Origin of the sequence: Seohaeicola saemankumensis, from assembly GCF_042678485.1 — a bacterium.
Classification (GTDB): Bacteria; Pseudomonadota; Alphaproteobacteria; order Rhodobacterales; family Rhodobacteraceae; genus Seohaeicola; species Seohaeicola saemankumensis.
The window spans coordinates 108582-132976 of sequence record NZ_JBHTKR010000005.1 but is presented as its reverse complement, the minus strand read 5'-3'; the positions used below and the strand labels follow the sequence as shown (position 1 = coordinate 132976).

The 24395-nt window shown below is 64.6% G+C and carries 25 protein-coding genes and 1 riboswitch; of the genes, 14 read left to right on the top strand and 11 right to left on the bottom strand.

The features are described 5' to 3' along the window. Window positions 1–7: 7 nt before the first annotated feature. Entirely contained in the window at window positions 8–1024 is a 1017-nt protein-coding gene (locus ACFQ3C_RS12900) for a ribose-phosphate pyrophosphokinase (RefSeq protein ID WP_380792447.1), read from the bottom strand. A 117-nt stretch (window positions 1025–1141) separates the two neighbouring features. On the opposite strand from ACFQ3C_RS12900, the gene ACFQ3C_RS12895 reads away from it, so the two are divergent. Together ACFQ3C_RS12895 and ACFQ3C_RS12890 are read left to right on the top strand one after the other, a co-directional pair. Next, the gene (locus tag ACFQ3C_RS12895; protein ID WP_380792444.1) at window positions 1142–1741 is read left to right on the top strand and encodes a 2-hydroxychromene-2-carboxylate isomerase; all 600 of its coding nucleotides are present in this window, start codon (window positions 1142–1144) and stop codon (window positions 1739–1741) included. After that, window positions 1707–2582, top strand: coding sequence for an alpha/beta fold hydrolase (locus ACFQ3C_RS12890; protein WP_380792441.1), 876 nt, complete (start codon window positions 1707–1709; stop codon window positions 2580–2582). The genes ACFQ3C_RS12895 and ACFQ3C_RS12890 overlap by 35 nt, the downstream gene beginning before the upstream one ends. A 56-nt stretch (window positions 2583–2638) precedes the next feature. On the opposite strand, the gene ACFQ3C_RS12885 is transcribed toward ACFQ3C_RS12890, so the two are convergent. From ACFQ3C_RS12885 to ACFQ3C_RS12860, 6 genes are all read right to left on the bottom strand, one after another. After that, window positions 2639–3685: a threonine aldolase family protein gene (locus ACFQ3C_RS12885; protein ID WP_380792438.1), complete on the bottom strand. Its 1047-nt coding sequence runs from the start codon at window positions 3683–3685 to the stop codon at window positions 2639–2641. Beyond that, complete coding sequence (locus tag ACFQ3C_RS12880; protein WP_380792435.1) at window positions 3685–4155, bottom strand: YcgN family cysteine cluster protein; 471 nt, start codon at window positions 4153–4155, stop codon at window positions 3685–3687. The genes ACFQ3C_RS12885 and ACFQ3C_RS12880 overlap by 1 nt, the downstream gene beginning before the upstream one ends. After that, entirely contained in the window at window positions 4152–5102 is a 951-nt protein-coding gene (locus ACFQ3C_RS12875) for a bifunctional riboflavin kinase/FAD synthetase (RefSeq protein ID WP_380792432.1), read from the bottom strand. The genes ACFQ3C_RS12880 and ACFQ3C_RS12875 overlap by 4 nt, the downstream gene beginning before the upstream one ends. 59 nt (window positions 5103–5161) lie before the next feature. Continuing rightward, a complete protein-coding gene (locus tag ACFQ3C_RS12870) occupies window positions 5162–5605 on the bottom strand; it encodes a MaoC family dehydratase (protein WP_068290609.1) in 444 nt (147 codons plus the stop codon). A gap of 115 nt (window positions 5606–5720) precedes the next feature. After that, complete coding sequence (locus tag ACFQ3C_RS12865; RefSeq protein WP_380792428.1) at window positions 5721–6593, bottom strand: TIGR01459 family HAD-type hydrolase; 873 nt, start codon at window positions 6591–6593, stop codon at window positions 5721–5723. Between the two features lie 130 nt (window positions 6594–6723). Beyond that, the gene (locus ACFQ3C_RS12860; RefSeq protein ID WP_380792425.1) at window positions 6724–7644 is read right to left on the bottom strand and encodes a manganese-dependent inorganic pyrophosphatase; all 921 of its coding nucleotides are present in this window, start codon (window positions 7642–7644) and stop codon (window positions 6724–6726) included. 167 nt (window positions 7645–7811) lie between these two features. Between ACFQ3C_RS12860 and ACFQ3C_RS12855 the strand changes: the two genes are divergently transcribed. From ACFQ3C_RS12855 to groL, 3 genes are all read left to right on the top strand, one after another. Continuing rightward, the gene (locus ACFQ3C_RS12855) at window positions 7812–8456 is read left to right on the top strand and encodes a DUF2161 domain-containing phosphodiesterase (protein ID WP_380792422.1); all 645 of its coding nucleotides are present in this window, start codon (window positions 7812–7814) and stop codon (window positions 8454–8456) included. 147 nt (window positions 8457–8603) lie between these two features. Next, complete coding sequence (locus tag ACFQ3C_RS12850) at window positions 8604–8891, top strand: co-chaperone GroES (RefSeq protein ID WP_380792419.1); 288 nt, start codon at window positions 8604–8606, stop codon at window positions 8889–8891. A 39-nt stretch (window positions 8892–8930) separates the two neighbouring features. After that, a complete protein-coding gene (groL, locus tag ACFQ3C_RS12845; RefSeq protein ID WP_380792416.1) occupies window positions 8931–10574 on the top strand; it encodes a chaperonin GroEL in 1644 nt (547 codons plus the stop codon). A 77-nt stretch (window positions 10575–10651) separates the two neighbouring features. Here groL and ACFQ3C_RS12840 read toward each other — a convergent pair whose 3' ends face one another. Beyond that, on the bottom strand, window positions 10652–11668 hold the full coding sequence (locus tag ACFQ3C_RS12840) for an alpha/beta hydrolase family protein (RefSeq protein WP_380792413.1): 1017 nt from the start codon (window positions 11666–11668) through the stop codon (window positions 10652–10654). 149 nt (window positions 11669–11817) lie between these two features. Here ACFQ3C_RS12840 and ACFQ3C_RS12835 point away from each other — a divergent pair, with 149 nt between their 5' ends. Both ACFQ3C_RS12835 and ACFQ3C_RS12830 read left to right on the top strand, forming a co-directional pair. Beyond that, window positions 11818–12672: a DMT family transporter gene (locus ACFQ3C_RS12835; RefSeq protein ID WP_380792410.1), complete on the top strand. Its 855-nt coding sequence runs from the start codon at window positions 11818–11820 to the stop codon at window positions 12670–12672. Between the two features lie 138 nt (window positions 12673–12810). Next, window positions 12811–13293 (top strand): GNAT family N-acetyltransferase, encoded by a 483-nt coding sequence (locus ACFQ3C_RS12830; protein ID WP_380792407.1) that lies wholly within the window; start codon window positions 12811–12813, stop codon window positions 13291–13293. A 21-nt stretch (window positions 13294–13314) separates the two neighbouring features. On the opposite strand, the gene ACFQ3C_RS12825 is transcribed toward ACFQ3C_RS12830, so the two are convergent. Then, window positions 13315–13758: an NUDIX domain-containing protein gene (locus ACFQ3C_RS12825; RefSeq protein WP_380792404.1), complete on the bottom strand. Its 444-nt coding sequence runs from the start codon at window positions 13756–13758 to the stop codon at window positions 13315–13317. 56 nt (window positions 13759–13814) lie between these two features. On the opposite strand from ACFQ3C_RS12825, the gene ACFQ3C_RS12820 reads away from it, so the two are divergent. Then, window positions 13815–14600, top strand: a complete 786-nt coding sequence (locus tag ACFQ3C_RS12820) for an esterase/lipase family protein (protein ID WP_380792401.1) — start codon at window positions 13815–13817, stop codon at window positions 14598–14600. Continuing rightward, a complete protein-coding gene (locus ACFQ3C_RS12815) occupies window positions 14597–15742 on the top strand; it encodes an alpha-D-ribose 1-methylphosphonate 5-triphosphate diphosphatase (RefSeq protein ID WP_380792398.1) in 1146 nt (381 codons plus the stop codon). Before ACFQ3C_RS12820 ends, ACFQ3C_RS12815 begins: the two co-directional genes overlap by 4 nt. Window positions 15743–15829: 87 nt before the next feature. On the opposite strand, the gene ACFQ3C_RS12810 is transcribed toward ACFQ3C_RS12815, so the two are convergent. Continuing rightward, window positions 15830–16759 carry an MBL fold metallo-hydrolase gene (locus ACFQ3C_RS12810; protein WP_380792395.1) on the bottom strand — a complete coding sequence of 310 codons (930 nt, stop codon included), beginning with the start codon at window positions 16757–16759 and terminating at the stop codon, window positions 15830–15832. Window positions 16760–16929: 170 nt separating this feature from the next. On the opposite strand from ACFQ3C_RS12810, the gene gltX reads away from it, so the two are divergent. After that, on the top strand, window positions 16930–18255 hold the full coding sequence (gene gltX, locus ACFQ3C_RS12805; protein WP_380792392.1) for a glutamate--tRNA ligase: 1326 nt from the start codon (window positions 16930–16932) through the stop codon (window positions 18253–18255). A gap of 98 nt (window positions 18256–18353) precedes the next feature. Here gltX and ACFQ3C_RS12800 read toward each other — a convergent pair whose 3' ends face one another. Next, on the bottom strand, window positions 18354–18935 hold the full coding sequence (locus tag ACFQ3C_RS12800) for a gamma-glutamylcyclotransferase family protein (protein ID WP_380792389.1): 582 nt from the start codon (window positions 18933–18935) through the stop codon (window positions 18354–18356). Window positions 18936–19027: 92 nt separating this feature from the next. Here ACFQ3C_RS12800 and ACFQ3C_RS12795 point away from each other — a divergent pair, with 92 nt between their 5' ends. From ACFQ3C_RS12795 to gcvP, 4 genes are all read left to right on the top strand, one after another. Then, a complete protein-coding gene (locus ACFQ3C_RS12795) occupies window positions 19028–19474 on the top strand; it encodes an RrF2 family transcriptional regulator (protein WP_380792386.1) in 447 nt (148 codons plus the stop codon). Between the two features lie 69 nt (window positions 19475–19543). Beyond that, window positions 19544–19628: riboswitch (glycine riboswitch) on the top strand. 155 nt (window positions 19629–19783) lie between these two features. Continuing rightward, window positions 19784–20908 (top strand): glycine cleavage system aminomethyltransferase GcvT, encoded by a 1125-nt coding sequence (gene gcvT, locus ACFQ3C_RS12790; protein ID WP_380792383.1) that lies wholly within the window; start codon window positions 19784–19786, stop codon window positions 20906–20908. Window positions 20909–20938: 30 nt separating this feature from the next. Then, complete coding sequence (gcvH, locus tag ACFQ3C_RS12785) at window positions 20939–21298, top strand: glycine cleavage system protein GcvH (RefSeq protein WP_380792380.1); 360 nt, start codon at window positions 20939–20941, stop codon at window positions 21296–21298. Window positions 21299–21405: 107 nt separating this feature from the next. Then, window positions 21406–24255 (top strand): aminomethyl-transferring glycine dehydrogenase, encoded by a 2850-nt coding sequence (gcvP, locus tag ACFQ3C_RS12780; RefSeq protein WP_380792377.1) that lies wholly within the window; start codon window positions 21406–21408, stop codon window positions 24253–24255. The last annotated feature ends 140 nt before the right edge of the window (window positions 24256–24395 follow it).

Here is a 24395-nt window from a genome sequence, read left to right as displayed (position 1 = left end):
CGGCCGGTCACAGCTTGAAGGTACCCTCATAGATCGGGTCCAGCGTCTCCGTCTCAAAGAGCGATGACACGGATGTACCGTTCCAGATGTTCAGGATCGCCTGGGCGAACATCGGCGCGGTGGGCACGATCCGGATGTTTGGCGCGGCCTTCACGGCGTCAGGGGCTTCGATCGAATCGGTGATTACCAGCGATTTCATGACCGACTTGGTGATACGTTCGACCGCTGGGCCGGACAGCACGCCGTGGGTGATATAGGAATGCACCTCGCTTGCGCCATTCTCGATCAGTACCTCGGCGGCCTTGCACAGGGTGCCGGCGGTATCGCAGATGTCATCGACGATCAGGCAGGTCTTGCCGGTGACGTCACCGATCACGGTCATTTCCGCAATCTCGCCGGGTTTTTCCCGACGCTTGTCGACGATCGCCAGCGGCGCGTTGATCCGTTTGGCAAGTTCACGCGCCCGCGCCACGCCGCCCACGTCCGGCGAGATGACCATCAGGTCGTTCATGCGGCCCGCGAAATGCGCCTTGATGTCCAGTGCGAAGATCGGCGAGGCATAGAGGTTGTCCACCGGAATATCGAAGAAGCCCTGGATCTGGGCGGCGTGCAGATCAAGGGTCAGGACCCGCTCGATCCCGGCCTCGACCAGCATGTTGGCCACCAGCTTGGCGCTGATCGGGGTGCGCGCCTTGGTGCGACGGTCCTGACGGGCATAGCCGAAATAGGGGATCACGGCGGTGATCCGCGCCGCCGAGGACCGGCGCAGCGCGTCCGACATGATCAGCAGTTCCATCAGGTTGTCATTGGCCGGGTTCGAGGTGGACTGGATGATGAACATATCCTCGCCGCGCACGTTCTCGAAGACTTCAACGAAGATCTCGCCGTCATTGAACCGTTCGATCCGGGCATCCACAAGGCCGGTCGACACACCGCGATGGATCGACATGCGCCGCGCGATGGCCTTTGCCAAGGGCAGGTTGGCATTGCCCGAAATCAGTTTCGGTTCTGTGATGGATGGCATGGCAGCGGTTCCTCTGCGGGGGCATCCGCGCAGGGCGAATGACAGATTCGTGACGTTGACACTGCCTATCATCTCGTTACCGTCGGGCAAAGCGATGCAGGCAAAGGAAACGCGCAAATGGCCCATATCGATTATTTTTTCACGGTTCTCTCGCCTTATGTATATCTGGCGGGAACCCGGCTTGAGGCGATTGCGGCGCGTCACGGGGCCAGCATCACCTATAAACCCGTGGATGCGGGGGCGGTCTTTGCCCGTACGGGTGGGGTTGCGCTTGCGGATAGGCACCCCTCGCGCAAGGAATACCGGGCACAGGAATTGCCGCGCCAGGCCAGAAAGCTGGGCATGGATTTCAACCTGCAACCCGCGCATTGGCCGGTGAACCCGGCGCCTGCCTCCTATGCGGTGATTGCCGCGCAGGCGGCAGGGGGTGGCGATCTTGGCGCGCTGGTGCACAGCTTTGGCCGCGCCTGCTGGGCCGAGCAGAAAGACATCTCGCAGGACGATCTTGTGCGCGAATGCCTGACCGCTGCGGGTTTTGATCCAGGCCTGGCGGACAAGGGTCTTCTGGCGGGGGCTGAAACCTATGCCGCCAATCTGGAGGAAGCCGTGTCACGCGGCGTCTTCGGCGCGCCTTTCTACATCGTGGACAGCGGGCAGCGGTTCTGGGGGCAGGACCGTCTGGATGACCTGGACGCGCATCTGGCCGGCAAGCTCTGACATGACGCAGGACGTCAGGGGCGGGGTGCCGACCCATTGGATCACCCTTGGCCATGGGCCGCGCCGCGCTTTGCTGATTCATTGTTCCCTGGGCCATGCCGGGGGCTGGTCCCGGATGGCGAAGGCGCTGGATGACCTGATGACCGCCATTGCCTATGACCTTCCCGGCCACGGGCGCAGCGCCGATTGGGACGCAACAACCAATATCCAGGATGTCAGCACGGCCATGGCTGTGGACTTGCTGGACGATCAGGCCAAGGGAAAGCCTGTCGATGTGGTCGGCCATTCCTTCGGCGGCACCGTGGCCCTGCGCCTTGCGGTCGAACGGCCCGATCTGGTGCGTTCCTTGGTGCTGGTGGAGCCGGTGTTCTTTTCCGTGGCCATGGCGGATCGTCCCGATCTGAAGGTAGGGCAAGAGCCGAACATGGCGCTGTACCGCGCCGCGCTTGCTGCGGGCGACCGCGATGCGGCGGCGGAGGCCTTCGCGTCGCTATGGGGGGACGGGCGCGGATGGGAACAATTGCCCGAAAGCCAGCGCCAGGCCATGGCGGCCCGCATTCATCTGATCGAAGCAGGCCACCCCGCGATCTACGGCGATTGCGCGGGGATGCTGTCGGGCGGAAAGCTTGAACGGATTGCCTGCCCGGTGCTGCTGATCCGGGGCAGTGACAGCCCCGTGGCGATCAGCGTCATCAACGACGGGTTGGCCCGCCGCATACCGGACGCCGTCCAGATAGAGGTGCCCGATGCGGGGCACATGGTGCCGATGACCCATCCCGCGGTTGTAGCCGAGGTGATCCGTAGCTTCTGGACGCAGGTCCCGGTGCAGGAACCCGCCTGACGGCGGCTGCGCGCCGCGCGGGGGATATTTGAGGCAAGAAGAAGCGGGAGGCGCTGTCAGCCTGCCGCGAGCTTCAGGAACTGGTCGATCTGGTCATGGCCGATTGACCAGTCGCAGACCAGCCGTGCCGCCAGAGGTTCGACCGGATCGTCGCCCTCCAGGGTGCCGGACCAGATGTAATAGACCGCGCCCGCGTCATGCAGGCGCTGATGCGTGGCGCGCGGCAGGTTGGCGAAGATCATGTTGGCCTGCGGCTCGTGCAGGAAGGATGCCGCGGGGATGGCGCGCAGGCCGTCGATCAGCCGCGCCGCATTGGCGTTGGCGCGACGGGCCGAGCCAAGCCACAGATCGTCAGTCAGGAAGGCCAGCATCTGCGCCGAAAGGTAGCGATGCTTCGAGAAAAGATGTGCGCCGCGCTTGCGGCGCAGCTCGAATTCCCAGGCTTTCGCGGGATCGAAGAAAATCACCGCCTCGACCCCTGGCAGGCCATTCTTGGTGCCGCCAAAGCTGACGGCATCGACGCCAGCTTTCCATGTCATCTCGGCCGCTGTGCAATCCAGCGCGACCAGCGCGTTGGCAAAGCGCGCACCGTCCAGATGGACGGGCAGGCCGAATTCCTTGGCCACGGCGCTGAGGGCTGCAATCTCGGCGCAGGTATAGACGCGGCCGCGTTCCGTGACATTGGTGATCGACACCGGCCCGCGCTGCGGCCCATGCACGCCGCGGGTTTCTTCGGCATGGATCGCCGTACGCAGCGCCTCGGGTGTGATCTTGTCGCTGTCGCCCACCAGGGTCAGCTTGGCGCCGCCCGAGTAGAATTCAGGCGCGTTGCACTCATCCTCATGGATATGGGCCACGGGCGAGCAGAAGACCGTCTGCCATGGCTGGCCCAGTGTCGCCAGGGCAAGGGAATTGGCGGCGGTGCCGGTTGCAACAAGGTAGATCGCGGCCTCTGGCGCTTCGAAGATCTCGCGCAGGCGGGCGCGGACGTCGGCCATGATCGGGTCGTTGCCATAGGGCATGGCGAATCCCTGGTTCGCATCGACCAGCGCCTGCATCACCTGGGGATGGGCGGGGCCTGCATTGTCGGAGGCAAAGAACATCAGGTCGGCTCCTCTATGATGTGGTCTTCCCAGTCCTCTTCCGGGACTTCGAATTCCGGGATCGTGAACCCCTGAACGGACACACCGGCATCATGCACGGTCTGCGGGTCGCCCGAGATCAGCGGGTGCCAGTCAAACAGCGGCTTGCCGGTCCACAGCAGCTTGTAGGCGCAGGTTTCCGGCATCCAGTAGAGGTTGCGATCCATGTTCTGCGGGCTGAGCACGATGCATTCCGGCACGAACTGGTGGCGGATCGTGTATTGGCTGCACCGGCAGGTCGTGTCGTCCAGCAGGCGGCAGGCGATGCGGGTCAGGGCGACCTCGCCGGTATCCTCATCCTCCAGCTTGTTGAGGCAGCATTTGCCGCAGCCGTCGCAGAGGGCTTCCCATTCCGCCTGGGTCAGCCGGTCTACGGGATGCTTTTCCCAGAAGCGCGGGCGCAGCCCGTCACGGTTGATCGGATCGGTCATAGCGCGGCCAGGATGCTGCGGGCGCGGGCGCAATCGGCATCCATCTGGGTGATCAGGGCGTCGAGACTGTCGAACTTTTCCTCGGGGCGCAGGAACTCGACCAGCCCGACCGACAGCGGCACGCCGTAAAGATCGCCCTTGAAGTCGAACAGGAAGGTTTCAAGATTGGGCTTGTTCACCCCGAACATCGGGAACATCGGCCGCACACCCATCGAGGCGGCCCCGTGATAGCTGCCCTTGTGCGGGCCTTCCAGCACATCGACCAGCACGGCATAGACGCCGAAACGCGGCGGGTGCAGCCCGTCGATGGACATGTTGGCCGTGGGATAGCCCAGTTCGCGCCCGCGCTGATCGCCCGTGATCACGCGCCCCTCGATCCGGTGCCAATGACCCAGCATGGCGGCGGCATCCCGTGGCTTGCCATCGGTCAGCGCATTGCGGATCGCGGTCGAGGAGACGGCGCTGCCGCTGTCACCTTCCAGCAGTTGCGCGATGGTGACGCCAAATCCCATCTCGGCCCCGAAATCGACCAGATGCTGGGCGGTGCCGGCGCGGCCCTTGCCAAAGCAGAAATCGGCCCCGATGACGACATGCTTCAGGCCCAGCCCGTCGGCGATCACACGCTGTGCGAAGTCGCGCGGGCTCAGCGATGACAGGACCGCGTTGAAATTCAGCTCATAAAGCTTTTCGACACCCAGCTTTTCCAGCCGATGCGCGCGCGCTTCGCGGCTCATCAGGCGGAAGGCCGGCGCATCGGGGGCGAAGAACTGGCGCGGATGCGGCTCGAAGGTCATCACGCCCAGTGGCGCGCTGATCGCGTCGCCGGCCTTGCGGGCCATGTCGATGACGGCACGGTGGCCCAGATGGACCCCGTCGAAATTGCCGATCGCGGCGGAAGCGCCCCGATCTGCAAGGTCCACATATGTGTAATCCCGGATGATCCGCATGGCGCAGGGTTAGCGCCCGGCGCAGGGCGGTGCAAGCCTGTTTGACCGTGGCCGCAGGGTCAGTCGAACTTGCGGCTGGGGGCCAGAACCGTGGCTTCGCCGATCAGGACCTTCTTGCCATTCACCATGCAGCGGCAATCCAGCTGCACGCGGCGCTTGGCGTGGTCGATGCCGATCACCTCGACCTCGGCATGAACCATGTCGCCGGGGCGCACGGGGCCAAGAAATTTCAGGCTTTGGCCCATATAGACAGTGCCATGGCCGGGCAGCTGTTCACCGATCACGGCCGAAATCAGCCCGGCGGTCAGCATCCCATGGGCGATGCGCCCTTCGAAAATCGTGTCGCGGGCATAGTCATCGTCCAGATGCACCGGGTTCCGGTCGGTCGAGACTTCGGCGAAAAGTTCGATGTCGCGGTCGGTGACAACTTTCCGCAGGTGGCGGGTCATGCCCATCTCGATATCTTCGATACAGATCGTGCCGCGAGGCATATTGTCCAACATCCGACCCTCCAGACTGTTCATCAGCATAAAGCCACAAAGTAATTTTCGGACTGTACGCGGCCCGAAGTTGCAACTTTATTACTTTGCAATTGCAGAAAAGCAAGTGCTAAGTGGGTCAGCGCAGATGACCTATCGTGAAGGTTGGCGCGGCTTTTTCCCTGTCTAGATAGGCATGCAGCGCGGTTTCATCCGGTTGGCCTTCGGTTTGCGTCTCGCTGCGCGCCAGCCCGCCCGAGATGAAGAGAGAATCGATATCCTCGCCCATGGCGCCAAGGATATCGGTATGAATACCGTCCCCGATGGCCAGGATGTTGCGATCGGCAATATCACGGCCCAGACCCGACAGGCGGCGGCGGGCCAGATCATAGATCGGCGGATGCGGTTTGCCGAAATAAAGGCTTTCGCCGCCCATTTCCGTATAAAGACGCGCCACAGCCCCGGCGCACCATTCGCGGTTCTCGCCCCGGTCCACCACGATGTCGGGATTGGCGCACAGCAGCTTCATTCCCTTCTGCTTGGCATACAGCAGTTGCGGACGCAGATCGGCGGGATCGGCTGTCGGATCGAAGGGCCCGGTGCAGACAATGCCCGTCGCCTGATCCAGAGGGGTCAGCGTGATGCTGACAGGGTTTTCGACCACCTGGATCGGTTCGAAAAAGGGCATGTCGCGGTCTTCGCCGATAAAGAAGATACGTTCGCCCACCGCGCCGCGATGCATGGCTGCGCGGGCCGAATCGCCTGATGTGGCGATCGTGTCCCAGGCGTCGCGGGGCACGCCGAAATGGCCCAGCTGCACCTCGACCCCTGCGCGCGGCTTGGGCGAGTTCGTGACCAGCACCACGATCCCGCCGCTGGCACGATAGGCCTGAAGGGCCGCGACCGCATCCGGCAAGGCACGGACACCATCATGCACGCAGCCCCAGAGATCGACGAAAAGCGCGTCGTAGGTGCTGGAAATCTCGGAAAGGGCGTTGATGATCCGGGTCATGGTTGTGGCTCCGTCCTGCTGGGGTCAGGGCCTGCATACGCGAGAGCGCTGCGATGTTCCATGCGGCTTGAGTGGGACGGCCCGCGCCGTTGGGAGCGCGGGCCGTGGATCACATGCACAGGGGTGATGGTCAGAGCGTCAGCACCGGGATGATCTGTTTCTTGCGGCTCATCACGCCGGGCAGAACCACGGTGTCGCCGGTCACGGTCACGCCGAAAGATTTCTCGGCCAGCGTTTTCACCAGATCGTTCGGCACCAGCAGGGTCGCTTCCTCGTTCAGGATGTCCACGACGAACAGGATCACCTGGTCGGCGCCATCTTCCTTGGCCACATCCACCATCGAGGCCATCAGGCTGTCCTTGCGGTCCAGCACCATCTTGGGCGAGGTGGTTTCCAGCACGGACACACGGAACTCCTTGCCGGCGACGGTGTATTCCTTGCTGTCCATCCGCAGCAGTTCCGCATCCGAAAAGGCCGAGACATCGGATTTCGCCGCGAACAGTTCGGCCGCGTAATCCGGGATCGAAATGCCCAGCTCATGCGCCAGCTTTTCGGCCACGGCGCGGTCATGATCGGTGGTGGTGGGGCTGCGGAATTCCAGCGTATCGGACAGGATGCAGGACAGCATGGCGCATTTGATGCTGTCGGGCATCTTGCCCATGTCATCGCCGATCAGGTCATGCATGATCGTGGCGGTGCAAGCCAGCGGGCGGATCGTGATGTCGATCGGCCCCTTGGTTTCCAGCCCGCCGACCAGCTTGTGATGGTCGATGATGCCGATGATGTCGGCGTCATTGATGCCTGCGGGCAATTCGGCCGGGTTGTTCGTGTCCACGATGACCACAGGTGCGCCCGCATCCACACCCGCGATGATCTGCGGCTTGGGCAGGTTCCAGCGCTTCAGCACGAAGGCGGCTTCGGTGTTGGGCTCGCCCAGCAGCTTCGCCTCGGCGGGGGTGCCTTTGATGTCGGTAAGATACCAGGCCCAGATGATGGGCGAGCCGGTGGAATCCGTATCGGGGGATTTGTGTCCGAAAACCTGAATGGTCATTGCAATGGTCCTGTAACGGGTGGATTTGCGCGCCTTATAGGCATGCAGGGCGGCATTGTCACCTGTAGATGCTGCATGGCAGCATGGCGGCCCGTTCGGGCCGGGTTGGACATTTCCGGGTCGCTGCGGAATAGTCGGGCCGCGCGGCAAGGCGGGAAAGGCGACAGGTGCGGGAAAGCGATCTATATGGTCCGGTCAAGGCCTTCCTTTTGGCGCAGGGCTACGACGTGAAGGGCGAGGTGGGCGCGCTGGACGTGCTGGCCATTCGTGGGGACGAACCGCCCCTGGTCGTGGAACTCAAGACAGGGTTTTCGCTGACGTTGTTGCATCAGGCGATCGCGCGGCAGGCGATCACCGACCTGGTCTATGTGGCCGTGCCGCAGCCATCGGGCAAGGCCGGGGCCAAGGCCCTGCGCGCCAATGTGGGGCTGTGCCGAAGGCTGGGGCTGGGCGTGCTGACGGTGCGCCTGTCCGACGGGCTGGTGATGGCGCAGGCCGACCCCGGACCGTTTCAGCCGCGCAAGCAGCCGCGGCGGCGGGCGACCCTGCTGCGTGAATTCCAGCGGCTTGCGGGGGATCCGAATCGCGGCGGTTCGGTCCGGCAGGGGCTGATGACCGGCTACCGGCAGGACGCGCTGCGCTGTGCCGCCGTGCTGTCCGGCGCGGGGCCAAGCCGGGGGCGGGATGTGGCCGCAGCATCGGGTGTGGCGATGGCCACGCGCATCATGGCCGACAACCACCATGGCTGGTTCCGGCGCGTGTCCACAGGGGTTTACGCCTTGACCGATGCGGGTCGCGCGGCGCTGGAATGAGCCGTCCGAACGTTGCGATTTTTCGCGACTCCGCTGTTGACACCCTTTGATCACATGCCTAGCTATGCGCCGTTAGCACTCGCATAGCATGAGTGCTAATACCCCGAACGGGGTTTGGGAGAAACTTTGAGCCAAGGAGCCTCAGAGATGGCATTTACACCGCTTCATGACCGCGTGCTGGTCCGCCGCGTGGAAAGCGACGAAAAGACCAAGGGTGGTCTGATCATCCCCGATAGCGCGAAAGAAAAACCCGCCGAGGGTATCGTTGTCGCCGTTGGCGCAGGCGCGAAGGACGAGGATGGCGACCGCATCGCCATGGACGTCAAGGCAGGCGACAAGGTCCTGTTCGGCAAATGGTCCGGCACTGAAATCACCCTTGAAGGTGAAGAACTGCTGATCATGAAAGAATCCGACATCATGGGCATCATCGCCTGATCGTCGTCCCCGACATTCTGAAATTCAGGAGCAATCAACATGGCTGCTAAAGACGTCAAGTTTTCATCCGACGCCCGCAACCGCATGCTGAAAGGCGTCAACACGCTGGCAGATGCCGTCAAGGTCACGCTGGGGCCCAAAGGCCGCAACGTGGTTCTGGACAAATCCTTCGGCGCACCGCGCATCACCAAGGACGGTGTATCCGTGGCCAAGGAAATCGAACTGGAAGACAAGTTCGAGAACATGGGCGCGCAGATGGTGAAGGAAGTCGCTTCGCGCACCAATGACGAAGCAGGCGACGGCACCACCACCGCCACCGTGCTGGCCCAGGCCATCATCAAAGAGGGCATGAAGGCTGTTGCAGCCGGCATGAACCCGATGGACCTCAAGCGCGGCATCGACCTTGCGACCTCCAAGGTCGTGGACGCGATCAAGGCCGCTGCCCGCGACGTGAGCGACAGCGCCGAAGTGGCACAGGTCGGCACCATTTCCGCCAATGGCGAAGCCGAAATCGGCCGCCAGATCGCGGATGCGATGCAGAAGGTCGGCAACGAGGGTGTCATCACCGTCGAAGAGAACAAGGGCCTGGAAACCGAGACCACCGTGGTCGAGGGGATGCAGTTCGATCGTGGCTACCTCAGCCCCTATTTCGTGACCAACCCCGACAAGATGATCGCGGATCTGGAAGACTGCATGATCCTGCTGCACGAGAAGAAACTCTCGTCGCTGCAGCCGATGGTGCCGCTGCTCGAGTCCGTGATCCAGTCGCAAAAGCCGCTGCTGATCATCGCAGAGGACGTGGAAGGCGAGGCTCTGGCCACGCTGGTCGTGAACAAGCTGCGCGGCGGTCTGAAGATCGCAGCCGTCAAGGCGCCGGGCTTTGGTGATCGCCGCAAGGCGATGCTGCAGGACATCGCGATCCTGACCGGTGGTCAGGTCATCAGCGAAGACCTGGGCATGAAGCTGGAGTCGGTGACCATCGACATGCTGGGTTCGGCCAAGAAAATCTCGATCACCAAGGACGAAACCACCATCGTGGACGGCCATGGCGAGAAAGCCGAGATCGAAGCCCGCGTGGCCCAGATCCGTCAGCAGATCGAAGAGACCACCAGCGACTACGACCGTGAGAAGCTGCAGGAACGTGTGGCCAAGCTGGCAGGCGGCGTTGCCGTCATCCGCGTCGGCGGCATGACCGAAACCGAAGTGAAAGAGCGCAAGGACCGCGTCGATGACGCGCTGAACGCAACCCGCGCGGCGGTTCAGGAAGGCATCGTCGTCGGTGGCGGTGTGGCTCTGATCCAGGCCGGCAAGACGCTGGAAGGTCTCAAGGGCGCCAACAGCGACCAGGACGTCGGCATCTCGATCGTGCGCAAGGCCATCGAAGCGCCGCTGCGCCAGATCGCCGAAAACTCGGGCGTTGACGGTTCTGTCGTCGCGGGCAAGATCCGCGAAAGCAACGACAAGACCTTCGGCTTCAACGCGCAGACCGAAGAATATGGCGACATGTTCAAGTTCGGCGTGATCGACCCGGCCAAGGTTGTGCGTACCGCGCTGCAGGATGCGGCCTCGGTTGCCGGTCTGCTGATCACCACCGAAGCGATGGTGGCAGATCGTCCGTCCAAGGACGGTGCAGGCGCCGGTGGCGGCATGCCCGACATGGGCGGCATGGGCGGCATGATGTAATCTGCCGTTTCATCGAAACAGGGGAAGGGCTCGCCAGTGGCGGGCCCTTTTCCTTTGTAGCGACAGGTTGCCGTCTGTCAGGGTCGCCGCGTCAGGGCCAGGAAATCCTGGAAGGCGCGCATGAAGGCCGCCGGGTCTTCACCATATGATTGCAGGTGATCCGCCCCGGTCAGCAGGCTGATTGTGATCTCGGCGGTATCCGACACGCGGCGCAGGTCAAGAAGATGCCGTGACGTGGCTTGCGGCACGATGCGATCCTTGTCCCCATGCGCCAGGAACAGCGGGCCATAGAACCCCGCATAGCGCCCGGTCACGCTGGCCTCGGCCAGATCGGATGTCTGCGTGACCCCCAGCAGCAGCATCGTGCTGCGGGCCACGATGCCGGGCAGGGGAAGCCCCATGTCGCGCGCCATGTGTTCCAGCACCGCGTCGAATTCCAGCGCGGGAGAATCCAGCGCGACGGCGCTGACGCGCACCGCCTCGGGGCTGCGGGCCATGAACTGACCCAGGATCGCCCCGCCCATCGAATCCGCGACGATCATGACCTCGCCATAGCCCCGGTCGCGCAGGGCCAGAACGGCGGCCTCCAGATCGGGCCATTCCGTCAGGCCAAAGCCGAAACGCCCGTCCGGTGACGCGGGCGCATTGTCGTCGTTGCGGTAGCTGATCAGCAAGGTGGGCAGGCCCGCCGCATGCAGCAGCGGCAGAAAGCGATAGCCATCCTCGCGCGCGCCGGCGATCCCATGGACGTAAAGCGCCGCCATATGCGGCTGCGGCGCGCCCGGCTGAAACGGTTCGGGGACAAGCCAGGCTTCGGCCGGGCCAAGGTCCGTCTGGATTGCCAGTGTTTCGAAGGGCAGGCCCAGGGCAACCTGCGGATCGCCGCGATAGCCAAGGGCTGCCGGGTCCTGCGCCGGGGCGGCGGCGTTGACCCGCTGCGCCATGGTCCCCGCTGTCAGAAGCTGGCTGGCCGTGCGGTGCAGCCCCATCGAGGCGCTGATGACATAAAGCGCCGCCAGAACGGCCAGCGCCATGGCAATGGGCAATCCATATGTGCGAGCGCGGGAGCGGCGTCTGACGCGGACCAGGGGCATGTGCTTGTCCTTGCTGGAGCTTTCAAAGTGAACTCCAGCCTAGACCGGCCCGTGCTTGTGGATCAAGCGTCGCTGCGGTTGGGGGTGTCACGCACAGGTTGCGCGCTTTGCGTCTTCTGTCCCGCGCGCCGATGCGGTAGCGATGCGCCATGCGCCTATTCCTTCTGACCGCCCTGACCATGCTGGCCTTTGCCGCGAACTCCATCCTCAACCGCATGGCGCTTGAGGATGGCACGACCGGCCCTGCCGCCTTCGCGGCGATCCGCCTGGCTTCGGGCGCGCTGTGCCTGTGGCTTCTGGTGGCGGCGCGGGGCGGCGGATGGCGGCCGCGGCTTGATCCCGCGGGCGCAGGCAGCCTTGCGCTTTACGTGCTGGGGTTTTCCTTTGCCTATGTCAGCCTGCCCGCCGGGGTGGGTGCGCTGATCCTGTTCGGCGGCGTGCAGATCACCATGTTCGCGGGTGCGCTGATCCTGCGCGAGGCGGTGCCTGTCCGGCGCTGGGCCGGGGCTGGTCTTGCGATGTGCGGCCTGGCCTGGCTGCTGTGGCCGGCCGGAACCACGGCACCCGATCCGCTGGGGGCCGCGTTGATGGCGGCGGCGGCGCTGGGCTGGGGCATCTATTCCCTGCTGGGCCGGGGGGCGACAGATCCCCTGCGCGCCACGGCCGGCAATTTTGTCCTGGCCACGCCCCTGGGGCTGATCCTGTTTGCGCTGCTGCCCGATACCGTCACGGCCCAGGGCGCGGTGCTGGCGATCCTGTCGGGGGCTGTGACATCGGGTTGCGGCTATGCGCTGTGGTATGCCGTGCTGCCCGCGCTTGGTGCATCGCGCGCGGCGGTGGCCCAGCTTTGCGTGCCGGTGATTGCTGCGCTGGGCGGCCTTGCCCTGCTGGGCGAGGGCATGAGCCTGCGTTTCATCCTGGCGTCGGCGCTGGTTCTGGGCGGCGTGGCCCTGGCGGCGCTGTCCGGGGTGAAAAAGGTGCAGAAGCCGGGCAAAGCCGCCTGATTTTCGGGCATCTCAACGGTTTGTTATCCCCTGCAACCTGTTGGCCAGCCGGCCTGACTTGTGGCACGGCGTCCTTGTGCCGGATCACATCGCTGCGGGCGCGCGCGTGACGCGCCGAAAACGGGAAGGGGTCGATCCATGAGCCTGCGATATGTGCTTCCAGAAGACCGCGATGCACTGCGCGCGTTGCTGATCAGCTGTTACGGTGGGGCCGAACGGGCCGATCTGCTGGACACCTTGCGCGATGTCGGTGACATGCCGCTGGAACTCATCTGGGTCGAGGGGCTGACCATCCAGGGCTATCTTGGCTTTGCGCGGCACGAAAGTCCGGCGGGATGGTGGTCCCTTGCGACGCTGGCCGTGCATCCGCGGCGTGCCAAGCGCGGGATCGAGGATGAGCTGGTGCGCCAGGGGCTGGATCTTGCCCGGCAGAACCGGGCCAAGGCCGTGACCGTGGTGGGCGATCCCGTCTGGTTCCGGCGCTTCGGCTTTTCCGATGTCGCGGCGCAGAACCTTGTGACGCCATCGGAACCGGGGCGCACATTGCTCTATCCGATCCGGCCGGGCATGGCCGGGGTGACTGCTGATCTGATCTATCCCCTTGGTCTGCCGCTGGACTGAACCGCGCACGGCCCTTCGGCCTCAGCCTGGGAGGATCAGTTCCAGCGGGTCATAGCCGAAGCCCCGTGCCCAGGCGACATGCGGCAGGCTGTCGGGCTTGAACCGCAGACCCTGCATCTCTTCGCGCGTGACAAGGCGGCGTCGGCTGACGATGCCTTCGGGGTCGATCCAGTCTTCGGTCAACCGGCCAGCGGTGATGGTGGCGCGAAAGAACACCTCGACCTGGTGAAAGCCGCCCGCGGGATCGTGAAACTCGTTCACCAGGCAGGGCGGGCCGACGCGGATGGTCAGCCCGGTTTCCTCATGCACCTCGCGGGCCAGGTTGTCCGGCAGCGACTGGCCCATCTCGGCCCCGCCGCCTGGCGCGCACCACAGGTCCGATCCGGGATCGCGATAGGCATTGACCAGCAAAAGCCGGTTGTCGTGCAGGATCACGGCGCGTGTGGCAAGTCTTGGCTGCGGCATCTGACCTCGGGCGGATTGGGCTTTTGCAGCGTGGCAAAGGCGACTATCTGTCTGGCATGAAACGCCATCCACTGAAATACGCCATCGCATCTTTTCTGGCCATGCTGAGCCTGTCACAGGCCCCGGCCGCGCAACCCCTGTCCGCGGGTGAGGGCGCGCAGGCCGGGGACTGTGTGATCATGCTGCATGGTCTGGCCCGCACCGAAGCCTCTTTTCTGCTGATGGAGGAGGTGTTCGAGGCCGAAGGCTTCAAGGTGGTCAATCCCGGCTATCCCTCGACCGAGGAAACGATCATCAATCTGGCGACGCAGGTGCTGCCGGGCGCGATTGCGGCCTGTGGCGACCGGACCATTCATATCGTCACCCATTCGATGGGGGGTATCCTGACGCGCGTCTGGATGACCGCAAACCGGCCGGAACGGCTGGGCCGGGTTGTCATGCTGGCCCCGCCGAATGCCGGATCCGAGCTGGTCGACGCGATGGGCGATCTGGAGGCATTCGGCTGGCTGAACGGGCCCGCCGGCAAGCAGTTGCGCACGGGTGCAAAAGGGGTGCCGGCGCATTTGCCGCCGGTGGATTTCGATCTTGGCGTGATCGCGGGGGACAGGTCGCTGAACCCGGTCTTTTCGGCGATGATCGACGGGCCGGACGATGGCAAGGTGTCGGTCGAGACGACCAAGGTCGAAGGCATGGCCGATCATATCGTGCTGCATGTCACCCATACCTTCATGATGAACAACCCGCTGGTGATCGCGCAGACGCTGGCGTTCCTGCGCCATGGCGCCTTCGATCGCTCGATCACATGGGGTCAGGCGGTGATGGCGCTGCCGGTGCTGGAATGACCGGGGCGCTGGCCCTGACCCTGACCGGGGCCGAGGTGTTGCTGCCCGGTGGCCTTGACCATGTGCCGCTGTCGCTGGCCGGGGGGCGGATCGTGGCGGACCCGCAACCGCGCCGGGTCGATCTGACGGGGTTCCGCGTGCTGCCCGGTATCGTCGACGTGCACGGGGACGGGTTCGAGCGGCATCTGGCCCCGCGGCGTGGTGCGATGCGTGATCTGGGGCAGGGGCTTGCGTCGGCCGAGGCCGAGCTGGCCGCGAACGGGATCACGACGGCCGTGCTGGCGCAGTTCTGGAGCTGGGAAGGCGGGATGCGCGGGCCGGACTTCGCGCGGCGCTTGCTGGAGGTGCTGGCGGCGCATCGCGGGCTTGGCACCGACCTGCGCGCGCAATTGCGGGTCGAGACGCATCTGTTGGCGGATTATCCCGCCATCGCGGACACCGTCGCGCGGTACGCAATAGGCTATGTCGTGTTCAACGACCACCTGCCCCATGCGGCCCTGTCGGCAGGCAAACGCCCGCCGCGTCTGACAGGGCAGGCGTTGAAAAGCGGGCGTAGCCCGGATGAACACCTGCGCCTGATGCAACAGCTGCATGATCAGTCCGCGCAGGTACCAACGGCGTTGAACGACCTGAGCGCGCAATTGCAGGCGATGGGCGCGATTCTGGGCAGTCATGACGATGCCACGGCCGAGGCGCGCCGCGATTGGCGCGGGCGCGGTGCAGCGGTGTCGGAATTTCCCGAAACCCGCATCGCCGCCGAAGCGGCGCGGGCGGGGGGCGACAGGATCGTGCTGGGCGCGCCCAATGTGGTGCGGGGCGGCTCGCATTCCGGCAATGTTTCTGCGTCCGATCTGGTCGCGCATGGGCTCTGCGATGCGCTTGCCTCGGACTATCACTACCCGGCACCGCGACAGGCGGCGCTGATGCTGGCGGATACGCTTGGCCTGCCAGCGGCCTGGGATCTGGTCGCGGCGGGACCCGCGCGGCTGCTGGGGCTGGCGGATCGCGGCGCATTGCTGCCCGGCCTGCGCGCCGATCTGGTGGTCATGGACCACACAGGTCATGTCGGCGCCACCATCGCGGGCGGGCGGATCACCCATATGAGCGGCTCCGTCGCGGCGCGGTTCATCGCATCGGTCTGACGCGGCAAGCCATTAAAAAAAACGCGCCACCCCCGAGGGAGGATGGCGCGCCGTTCCGGACAGCCGGTAACGTCTTGGTACTCTGGATCAGCTGTCCATCACGAACTGGTAACTTGCAGGAACGTAGTGGAAGCCTTCGCCGCGCGCTTCGACATACCCCAGTGCCGGGAAGGGCATGTGGTAACCGATGAAGGGAATGCGGTCTGCGGCCAGCATGCCAAGGATGCTGCGGCGTGTCGCTGCGGCAGCCTGCTTGTCCATGTCGAAGCGCACTTCCCAATCGGGATGGGCCAGCGACCAGACATAGTGGTTGGCGAAATCGGCGCCCAGCACCAGTTGCTGGCCTTCGCTTTCGATCATGTAGGTCATGTGACCGGGCGTGTGGCCGAAGGCCGCCATGCTGGTGATGCCCGATGCGACAGTGCCGCCGTCGCCGATCATCTCGGTCTTTTCGGCCATCGGGCGGACGTTGTTGGCAAAGCCCTCATTGTCGGTGCCGTTCCAGTGGTCGAACTCTGCCGACCCGGTTACATAGCGCGCATTCGGGAAGGTCGGGGCGCCATCGGTCATCAGGCCGCCGATGTGATCGCCATGCATGTGGGTCAGCACGACCACATCGATCTGGTCGGGCGTATAGCCTGCGGCCGCCAGCGCCGCGGTGATGCCCGCGCCGTTCAGGCCGGTGTCGAACAGCACCAGTTCCGCGCCGGTATTGATCACGGTGGGTGTGAAGAAGAACTGCGATTTATCGGTCGGAATTAGCGCGGCATCGGAGGCGGCTGCGAATTCCTCGGGCGTGACGTTCAGGCCGAAGATCGTGTTCGGATCCGGCACGGTGCGGGTGCCCGCCAGCAGCGAGGTGACATCGAAGCCACCCAGCTTGATACGGTTGTAGGGTGCGCGCGACGCACCCATCAGCGGGGCGGCCGCCTTGGCTCCGGTGGCGGCAACGCCTGCCAGCGGCAGGGCTGCGGCGCTGGCCAGAACGGAACGGCGGGACATGTTGATCTTGGTCATCGAGGTCCTCCTGATGTTGTTGCACGCGACAAGATAGCACGTCTGTCTTCCGATGGTTGTGCGCTCGCGATCACGTGATGTGCCTTTATGCGTCAAAGCCGCCGCGCGCGGCGATTTCTGGACAAATGCCCCGGCCTGTGACAGAGGACGAGCCAACAGGAGATGTCCCCATGACCACGACCCGTTTCGCCCCATCGCCCACAGGCTACATCCATGTGGGCAACCTGCGCACCGCGCTGATGAACTACCTGATCGCCCGCAAATCAGGCGGTACCTTCATCCTGCGGATCGACGACACGGATCAGGAACGGTCGAAAGAGGAATATGTCGACCAGCTCAAGCGCGACCTGGAATGGCTGGGTCTGGAATGGGACCGGATCGAGCGGCAGTCGCTGCGCCTTGACCGCTATGCCGAGGCCGCTGACAGCCTGCGCGCCATGGGCCGCTTCTACGAGGTGTTCGAGACCCCGACCGAGCTGGACCTCAAGCGCAAGAAACAGCTGAACATGGGTAAACCTCCGGTCTATGACCGCGCGCATCTGGGTCTGACCGAGGATCAGAAGGCCGCCTTTCGCGCCGAGGGGCGCGAGGGCTACTGGCGCTTCAAGCTGGATCAGGAACGGATCGAATGGACCGATGGCATCCTTGGGCCGATCTCGATCGATGCGGCCTCGGTCTCGGACCCGGTGCTGATCCGTGCGGATGGGCAGGTGCTTTATACGCTGGCCTCGGTCGTGGATGACACGGACATGGGTGTCACCCATATCGTGCGCGGCTCGGACCATGTGACCAATACGGCGACCCAGATCCAGATCATCCAGGCGCTGGGTGGCGCCGTGCCCAGCTTTGCCCATCATTCGCTGCTGACCGGCCCGCAGGGCGAGGCGCTGTCGAAACGGCTGGGCGCGCTGTCGATCAAGGACCTGCGCGCGCAGGGCGTGGAGCCGATGGCCCTGCTGTCGCTGATGGCGCGGCTGGGATCGTCGGACCCGGTCGAATTGCGCGGCAACATGGATGAGCTGATCGAGGGCTTCGACATCACCCGCTTTGGCGCGGCCCCGACGAAGTTCGATGAGCAGGACCTGTTCCCGCTGACCGCGAAACATCTGCAGACGCTGCCGCTTGAGGCAGTGTCCGCCGATCTGGCCGCGTTGGGGGTGCCTGCGGCGCTGGCCCCTCGGTTCTGGGAGGTGGCGCGCGACAACATCACCACCCGCGCCGATCTGGCCGGATGGTGGGCGCTCTGCCGTGACGGGGCCGCGCCGGTGATCGCCGAGGAAGATCGCAACTTCGTGGCGCAGGCCCTGGCGCTGCTGCCCGAAGGCCCGTTCGACGACCAGACCTGGGGTCAGTGGACCGCAGCCGTGAAAGAGGCGACAGGCCGCAAGGGCAAGGGGCTGTTCATGCCGCTGCGCCTGGCGCTGACCGGTCAGGCGCATGGGCCCGACATGGGCGCGTTGATGCCGCTGTTGCAGGTGATCCGCGCGCGGGGGTGATCCTTGCGGGCCGGGGAAGGGGGGCTGTCTGCCCCCCACGTCGAACAGAGTTCGACGATCCCCCCCGAGGATATTTCAGGCAAGAAGAAATGGATGGCTTACAGACCGGCCGGGCGCGCGGTGATGATCCGTGCGCCCAGACGGTCCAGATGGGCGTCGGTCATGGCGCGTTCGGCTGTGGTCAGCCGCTGGTGGCGCGGATAGACGGGGGACGCGCGGTCATCAAGGATCGGCGCCTCCCATCCGGTTGTGGTGGCGAAGAAACGCGCCACGCCCTCGGGGCCGAATTCGCGTGCATAGCCCTGCACCACGACGTCGAGATAGCTGAGCAGAACCGGATAGGCCTCGGTCGGGGCGCGCTGGCGATCCTGCGGGATCGCATAAACTGACACGGGCGGGCGCGGTGACAGATCATGCCGCACGTCATCGCAGACCGGATGGCGGTCATAGGCGGCCTCGCGCGCATCAAGGGCGGTCCAGTCCGCCCCCGGCACGGTGGCGATCAGCCCCTCGATGGTGGTGACGGGATCGGGTTCGGCTGTCAGGAAGGCCACGGGCCGCAGGGCGGTATGCCGCCAGGCGCGCCGCCAGCCGGGCAGGGTTGCGGCGCGGGCCTGCCGGTAATCATGCGTGGCGCGGTTGACCAGCGAGCCATAGCCAAAGAAAAACACATCTTTCATGCAAGTAATCCGGTCCTGTTGATCCATGTCAAACCCCGTGCCGTGGAATGCGGGCATTCTGGGCCGCGCCCACAAAGAGGGATGAGGCTGCCATGCGTATCACGAAAAGAACCAATCTTGCCATGCGGGTGCTGATGTATTGCGCGGCGCATCAGGACCGCCTGGTCACGAAATCCGAGATCGCGCAATGTTGCAATACCTCCGAGAACCATCTGGCGCAGGTGATCAACCAGTTGGGGCAGTTGGGTTACCTGCATACACAGCGCGGGCGCAAAGGCGGGGTGATGCTGGGTCGGCCGATGGCCGATATCCGCATCGGGGATGTCTTTCGCGCGCTGGAAAGCCAGGTGCCACTGACCGAATGCTTTGCCGATGTGGACAACACCTGCCCGCTGGTCGAAGCCTGCCGGTTGCGGATCGCGGTGGCCGATGCGGCCGAAGCCTTTTATGCCCATCTTGACGACATCACGCTGGATGCGCTGGTCTGCGGCAATTCACGTCTGCTGGAAATCATGCAGCCTGTCGCCTGTCGCGCTTGAAAGTCCCTTTTGCGGGCGCGATCCGAAAACGACCACTTGTCGGGGTGATGCGACTCGGCTAAGCGTGAAGATGTCAGATCGGGAGAACCGGGAAACCGGTGCCGAAGGAGCAACCGCCCCGGAAACTCTCAGGCCCAAGGACCGGTCAGACAGGAAAAACTCTGGAGAGTGGCGCCCTGCGCGTCCGCCGACGGGATAACGATCTCAGGCAACAGGACAGAGGGGGCATCAAGACCTGCGGATCGCGCGGGTGACGGATGCCGGATGATTGTTTCAGAACTGTCAGCGCGGCGCATCGAAGGGGATACGATGAGCGAGCTTTTGCACCTGCCGCTTGAGGCGCTGCACACCGAACTTGGCGCAAAGATGGTGCCTTTCGCGGGCTATTCCATGCCGGTCCAGTACGGGCTGGGCGTGATGAAGGAACATCTGCACACCCGCGCCGCAGCAGGGCTTTTCGATGTCAGCCACATGGGCCAGGTGATCCTGCGCGGGCCGTCCTACGCGGCGGTGGCGCAGGCGTTCGAGGCGCTGGTGCCCGTCGATATCGCGGGGCTTGGCCTGAACCGGCAGCGCTATGGGTTTTTCACCAATGATGCTGGCGGGATCGAGGATGATCTGATGCTGGCCAACCGGGGCGATCACCTGTTCGTGGTGATCAACGCCGCCTGCAAGGCGGCCGATATCGCCCTGATGCGCGCGGGCCTTCCCGCTGATGTCACGCTGGAGGTGATCGAGGATCGGGCGCTGCTGGCCTTGCAGGGGCCATTGGCCGAGGATGTGCTGGCGGGCCTCAACGATCATGTGCGGGCGATGCGTTTCATGGATGTGGCGGATCTGGTGCTGGAAGGCGCCGATTGCTGGGTGTCGCGGTCGGGCTATACCGGCGAGGACGGGTTCGAGATTTCGGTGCCGGCCGAAGCGGCGGAAGCCCTGGCGCGACGCCTGCTGACAGATGCGCGGGTCGAGGCCATCGGCCTTGGCGCAAGGGATTCGCTGCGGCTTGAGGCGGGGCTGTGCCTTTATGGCCATGACATCGACGCTGGCACATCGCCGGTGGAGGCGGGTTTGAGCTGGGCGATCCAGAAGGTGCGGCGCACAGGCGGCGCAAGGCAAGGCGGTTTTCCCGGCGCGGCGCGGATTCTGGCCGAGCTTGACGGTGGCGCGCCGCGCGCCCGCGTCGGCCTGAGCCCCGAGGGCCGCGCGCCGATGCGCGAAGGCGTGGCACTTTACGCCGCCCCCGAGGGCGGCGATCCGGTTGGTCACATCACGTCGGGCGGTTTCGGCCCGACAGTGGGCGCGCCGGTTGCCATGGGGCTGGTCCTGCGGGATCATGCGGCCCAGGGCACAGGGCTTTACGGGGATGTTCGCGGCAAGCGGCTGCCAGTGACAGTGGTTGCGTTGCCCTTCACACCCGCGAATTTCAAACGATGACATCAGCGCCAACCAAGAGGGACCAGAGCGATGAAATACACAGAAGATCATGAATGGCTGCGCGTCGAGGGCGATCTGGTCGTGGTCGGGATCACCGAACATGCCAGTACGCAACTGGGGGACGTGGTGTTCGTGGAACTGCCCGAGGTCGGTACAATGGTTGCCGCGGGTGACGAGATCGTTGTGATCGAAAGCGTCAAGGCTGCCTCGGACATCGCCGCACCGCTGGATGGCGAGATCGTCGAGATCAACGAAGCCATCGTGGACGAACCCAGCAAGGTCAACGAAGACCCGATGGGGGCTGCGTGGTTCTTCAAGATGAAGATCGATGACCTGTCCGCTCTGGATCAGTTCATGGATGAGGACGAATACAAGCAACTGGTGGATTGACAGTTTCCACCCGGCCAGAGCTTCGCGGCTGATCCGCGGGGCCGGCCCAAAGCGGGCGTGCAAGCGCCCGTTGACGCCATGTTATCGAACAGTAAGGGATCCGGGCGATGAGCTTCAAGCCGACCGACTATCTGCCGTATGACTTTGCCAACCGCCGCCATATCGGGCCGTCTCCGGCCGAGATGGCGGATATGCTCAAGGTGGTCGGCGCTGCCGATCTGGGGGCGTTGATCGATGACACGCTGCCCGCCGCGATCCGGCAGAAAGAGCCGCTGGAATTCGAAAAGCCCCGGTCCGAGCGCGAATTGCTCTATCACATGCGTCAGGTCGGCAAGCGCAACACGGTGCTGACCAGCCTGATCGGTCAGGGCTTTCACGGCACCGTCACGCCGCCCGCGATCCAGCGCAACATCCTGGAAAATCCGGCTTGGTACACGGCCTATACGCCCTATCAGCCCGAAATCAGCCAGGGCCGTCTGGAAGCGCTTCTGAACTATCAGACCATGGTCAGCGACCTGACCGGGCTTGAGATTGCCAATGCCTCGCTTCTGGATGAGGCGACAGCGGCGGCCGAGGCCATGACCATGGCGCAGCGTGTGGCCAAATCCAAGGCGACCGCGTTCTTCGTCGATGAAAACTGCCACCCGCAGAACATTGCCGTGATCCAGACCCGCGCCGCACCCCTTGGGATCGAGGTGATCGTGGGTGCGCCCGAAGCTCTTGAGGCTGACCGCGTGTTCGGCGCGATCTTCCAGTACCCCGGCACTTGCGGCACCCTGACCGACTTCACCGCGCAGATGGATGCGCTGCATGACGCCAAGGCCATCGGCATCGTGATCGCCGATCCGCTGGCGCTTTGCCTGCTCAAGGAACCGGGCGCGATGGGCGCAGATATCGCCGTGGGCAGCACGCAGCGTTTCGGCGTGCCGCTGGGCTATGGTGGCCCGCACGCGGCCTATATGGCGTGCCGTGACGCGTTCAAGCGCGCCATGCCGGGCCGTCTTGTGGGTGTGTCCATCGACAGCCATGGCAACCGCGCCTACCGTCTGTCGCTGCAAACCCGCGAGCAGCATATCCGCCGCGAAAAGGCCACCTCGAACGTCTGTACCGCGCAGGCGCTGCTGGCGGTCATGGCCTCGTTCTACGCCGTGTTCCACGGGCCTGAAGGGCTGAAAGCCATCGCGCAACGCATCCACCGCAAGACCGTGCGCCTGGCACGCGGGCTGACCGAGGCGGGCTTTACCGTCGAGCAGACGCATTTCTTCGACACGATCACCGTGGATGTCGGCCCGCTGCAGGCGGCCGTGATGAAATCGGCGGTCGATGAGGGGATCAACCTGCGTGCCGTGGGTCGCACCCGCATCGGTATCACGCTGGACGAAGTCACCCGCCCCGCCACGATCGAGGCCGTGTGGCGCGCCTTCGGCATCACCCGCAAGGATGAAGGCATCGCCCCCGGCTACGCGCTGCCCGATGCGCTGGTGCGGCAGACGCCCTATCTGACCCATGGCGTCTTCCACATGAACCGCGCCGAGACCGAGATGATGCGCTACATGCGCCGTCTGGCAGACCGCGACCTTGCGCTGGACCGCGCGATGATCCCGCTGGGCAGCTGCACGATGAAGCTGAACTCGGCCGCCGAGATGATGCCGCTCAGCTGGCCCGAATTCTCGGACATGCACCCGTTCGTGCCGATGGAACAGGCCGCAGGCTATGCCCATATCGTGCAGGATCTGAGCGAGAAGCTGTGCCAGGTCACCGGCTATGACGGCATGTCGATGCAGCCCAATTCGGGCGCGCAGGGTGAATATGCGGGTCTTCTGACCATCGCCGCATGGCACCGCGCGCAGGGGCAGGGCCATCGCAACATCTGCCTCATTCCGATGAACGCGCATGGCACCAACCCGGCCTCCGCGCAGATGGTGGGCTGGACCGTGGTGCCGGTGGAATCCTCGGACAATGGCGACATCGACCTAGATGATTTCCGCGCCAAGGCCAAGCTGCACGCGGCCAATCTGGCGGGCTGCATGATCACCTACCCCTCGACCCATGGGGTGTTCGAGGAAACCGTGATCGAGGTCTGCAAGATCACCCATGACTACGGCGGTCAGGTCTATATCGACGGGGCCAACATGAACGCCATGGTGGGCCTGTCGCGGCCCGGCGATCTGGGCGGCGATGTCAGCCACCTCAACCTGCACAAGACCTTCGCGATCCCGCATGGCGGCGGGGGTCCCGGCATGGGCCCCATCGGCGTCAAGGCGCATCTGGTGCCCTATCTGCCCGGCCATCCGATGACCGGCGGCACTGAGGGCCCGGTGTCCGGCTCGCCCTACGGGTCGGCCTCGATCCTCACGATCAGCTGGGCCTATTGCCTGATGATGGGCGGCGAGGGCCTGACACAGGCGACGCGCGTCGCGATCCTGAACGCGAACTACATCGCCAAGCGGCTCGAAGGGGCCTACAAGATCCTCTACAAGGGTCCGACAGGCCGGGTCGCGCATGAGTGCATCATCGACGTCCGTCCCTTCGCCGACAGCGCCGGTGTCACGGTCGAGGATATCGCCAAGCGTCTGATCGACTGCGGCTTCCACGCTCCGACGATGAGCTGGCCGGTCGCAGGCACCCTGATGGTGGAGCCGACCGAGTCCGAGACTAAGGCCGAGCTGGACCGCTTCTGCGATGCGATGCTGGCGATCCGCGACGAGATCCGCGCGATCGAGGAGGGGCGGATCGACCCCGCGAACAACCCGCTGAAGAATGCGCCCCACACGGTCGAGGATCTGGTGGGCGACTGGGATCGCCCCTATACCCGCGAACAGGGCTGCTTTCCGCCGGGTGCGTTCCGCGTGGACAAGTACTGGCCGCCGGTCAACCGCGTGGACAACGCATGGGGCGACCGTCACCTGGTCTGCACCTGCCCGCCGATGAGCGATTACGCCGAAGCGGCTGAATAGGGCGCGAAACAGGGCCAAGCGTTCAAAAGCGGTAAACGCGAGCCTGTAACGCGCTGATATTGCAGGGCCTGCCAAATGTCCCATCATGGGACATGGGCCCGGAACGCCGCCAGGGATACCCTTGGCGGCGTTTTGCGGTT